This window comes from Ilyobacter sp., assembly GCF_041583315.1.
Taxonomy (GTDB): domain Bacteria; phylum Fusobacteriota; class Fusobacteriia; order Fusobacteriales; family Fusobacteriaceae; genus Ilyobacter.
Genome location: NZ_JBFHGC010000345.1, coordinates 1 through 3,173, shown reverse-complemented (window position 1 = coordinate 3,173; position 3,173 = coordinate 1). Strand labels below are relative to the sequence as shown.

General features: G+C 29.8%; 2 protein-coding genes and 1 pseudogene. 2 read left to right on the top strand and 1 reads right to left on the bottom strand.

All coding sequences use genetic code 11. The features are described 5' to 3' along the window. A pseudogene (locus tag ABZA26_RS11095) lies at window positions 1–706 on the top strand (hypothetical protein); the annotation flags it as partial. Between the two features lie 296 nt (window positions 707–1,002). Further along, window positions 1,003–1,701: a hypothetical protein gene (locus tag ABZA26_RS11090; RefSeq protein ID WP_372714592.1), complete on the top strand. Its 699-nt coding sequence runs from the start codon at window positions 1,003–1,005 to the stop codon at window positions 1,699–1,701. Between the two features lie 221 nt (window positions 1,702–1,922). Here the strand turns inward: ABZA26_RS11090 and ABZA26_RS11085 are convergent, their stop codons facing one another. Then, window positions 1,923–2,819, bottom strand: coding sequence for a diguanylate cyclase (locus ABZA26_RS11085; RefSeq protein WP_372714591.1), 897 nt, complete (start codon window positions 2,817–2,819; stop codon window positions 1,923–1,925). Window positions 2,820–3,173 lie beyond the last annotated feature (354 nt).

Genomic DNA, 3,173 nt, shown 5'->3' with positions numbered 1-3,173 from the left:
CTTAGAAGATTATAAGACCATTGATCACGGTGGAAAAGTTTATGAATTTTGGTATCGATTTGGTAATAAAATGGGAATAATCACAACACATACATTAAAGATAGAACAAAAAAAACAATATGAGTTAGGAAAAAATAATTTAATTTCGAAACCTATTGTAATTAAGGAAGATCAAAACAGACTTCAAAAAGAAATTGAAAAATCTAAAAAAAATATTTTTATTTCTAAATCCTGGAACCAAAGAACAGACAACAAAATAAAAAAAATAGTGAAAGAAGACGGAGAAGATTATGCTATATTCATATTAAAAACAGCATATAAAAATCTTCGTCAAGAAGTTAGAACTACTCTAGTCCAATACATAAATGGGATAATGAAAAATATTCCTAAAAATGAATTTCAGAATGAATCATTGGAAAAACCTCTTAAAAAGAATGAAGTTGAGGTTGTAGAAGGGGAAATAATAGGTAGAAATTTAAATAAAGAAAATTTGAAAGATGTATCAGAACCAGATAAAGATCCTATGATAGAAATACTTTATGATATGTACCTAAAAATGAAAATTGAAGAGCAAAATATATATAGAGAAAAAGCAAGGGAGCTATATCTCAAAGAAACAGATTCAAAATCTTTTAACTCAATTCATGAGAAAATTTTTAAAAATTTAGAAAAAAATTATGTTGTAAGAGTAATTAAAGGAGAATAGGGTAGTATCCCAAATTTACACTAAATTTGAGATACTACCGTTAGAATTTTTAAGAAGTTCGTAACTGTCTGCACTACAGGCAGTATCGGACCTTTTTTTATTTTTTAGTTTGAATTTTAACATTTTACTTGAAATTCCTAAATTTTATATATATACTAGGTGTGCTAACTTTCATACCATATGGGGTATTTTACCGTTTTTTTAAGGGAGGGATTATGAAAAAATTTGCCTTATTGTTTGTCTTATCTATTTTATTTGTAAGTTGTAAAACTATGGATGTTGCTCAGGTCTCCAATTTGAACAAGGTCGCTGTTATCGGATTATCTGTATCCGATGTAGATGACTCACAAATTTCTCAAAGAGGTAATATAGTAACTGATATGCTTAAGAAAAGTGCTACTGCTATGACATCTGACGAAGATATTTGGGATGGAAAAACTTATAGAAAAGTAGTTCATGATTCTATTTTCAGACAAAATCTTCCGTACAGACTTGCCAAAGAAAATATAGTTCTTAGATCCAAGGCCTACAAGTCTATGAAGTCTATTACATCTAAGGAAGATAGTGGAATGTTTGCTATGACCAATGTACATCCTTATCCTGGTTATAAAGTTATTCTTAATGATAATATGATGGCTAACAGTTCTGCTCAAGCTGCAAGTATTGCTAAAGATTTAAATCTAGATGGAACTCTTGATATAAAGGTTTCTCCCGTTTTAATGGCTCATTCCAGAGGATTTGTTGAAAATCTTGTCTCTATAGTTTCACCTGTGGATTTAGAAAGTATATATGTAGCTGCCAATATCCAGTTTGACCTTTACAATAAAGAAGGAAAAAAGATTTCAACATATACTGCAAACGGGATCAGCAAAACTGAATTAAAAGCAGTAAGTGGAATATATAATGCCAAAGACGTTAAATCAAGGCTACTTGATGCGGTCAATCTTGCATTTGTTGATTACATGGATTTTTACAAAGAAAAAGGGGTAATGTAAAAACAACTTATCCATAATTTTATACAATTAAACAGAAGACTCTCTAGAATAAATATTCTGAGAGTCTTCTGTTTAGGAATATATATGCTCGCCTGTATTTTACGCACGCGTAATTTATATGGAATCTGCATATAAAAATAGAGGTCCTATTGTGACCTCTATACTATGATACTCTTTATCTTATATTGTACAGAACTTTAGTTCCACAAAACTGCTTAAAATTATCCTATGGTTATACAGTTTCGACCTTTTCTTTTACTTTCATACATAAGTTTATCAGCATTTTCAATTATACCCAAAACATCGTTTTTATTATTTATAAAGGTTGCACCTATAGATATAGTAACTTTAAGCTTTTTATCTTTATATACTATCTCTGTATTCTCAACAATATTTCTTAATTTTTCAGAAACTATTGAAAGTTCTTTTATATTTTTTACTGAGAAGATTCCTGCAAACTCCTCACCACCCCATCTTCCAATAACATCATTTTTTCTAAGATTGTTCAAAAAGGTTTTAGAAATTGTTTCTAGAACCAGATCTCCTATTTTATGTCCATAGGTTTCATTCACTGATTTAAAATGATCAACATCCATAAAAACTATTCCGAAACTTTGATTATTTAACAAATATTCCTCAGACTTTATTTTAATAAAATTTTCAAGATACCTTCTATTTGGGAGTTGAGTAAGATGATCTAAAAAAGCTAGGGACTCTAAATTCTTTATTTTTTCAAGAACAATTTCCCGTTCAGAAGTTTCATTAAAAAATTCAATAGCTCCAATAATCTCATTTTTATCGTTTTTAAAAGGAATTCCTCTCACATTTATAGGAACACGATATCCGTTTTTATGTTTCAAAAAAACTTTCGCTTCTCTTATTATTCCGTCTTTTAACACTGCATCTAAAGGACATCCATCTTTACATAAATTCATTCCACATTGATCTATATGATCTAGGATATTATCATGGCAGTAAGAACCCACAACTTCAGATACCGTGTATCCAGATAATTTTTCACCGATCGGGTTCCAGTAAATTATCTTTCTATATTTATCAATAATGTAAACCCCCTCATACGAATTGTCAAAAATATATTTTAGTTGCTTATTAATCACACATTTAACCTCCAAAGAATTTAGTTTGATACATATATAATGCGTTTAAATTATTCCTGTAATTTTGTTATACGGTATAGCATTGCTTTGCTCAATTCCGTCAATTTTATACTTTTATCAATCTAAGCTTTTATGTGACGTTCCTTATCTTTTGTCAGAGCATCCGGTTTACTTGGTCGCCCTGTTTCCCTTTTAGTTCTCTCTGATACCTTTTTAGCCTTATCATTTTCTCCATAGCTTCTATACCCTATCGTTTACTCTCTTCATTTTGTCCTCTGGTCGAGACTCTTACATAATATATTTTTATATTTTGGGAGAGTAATCGTCAAAACCAGTGAAATAATGGAGAGGATT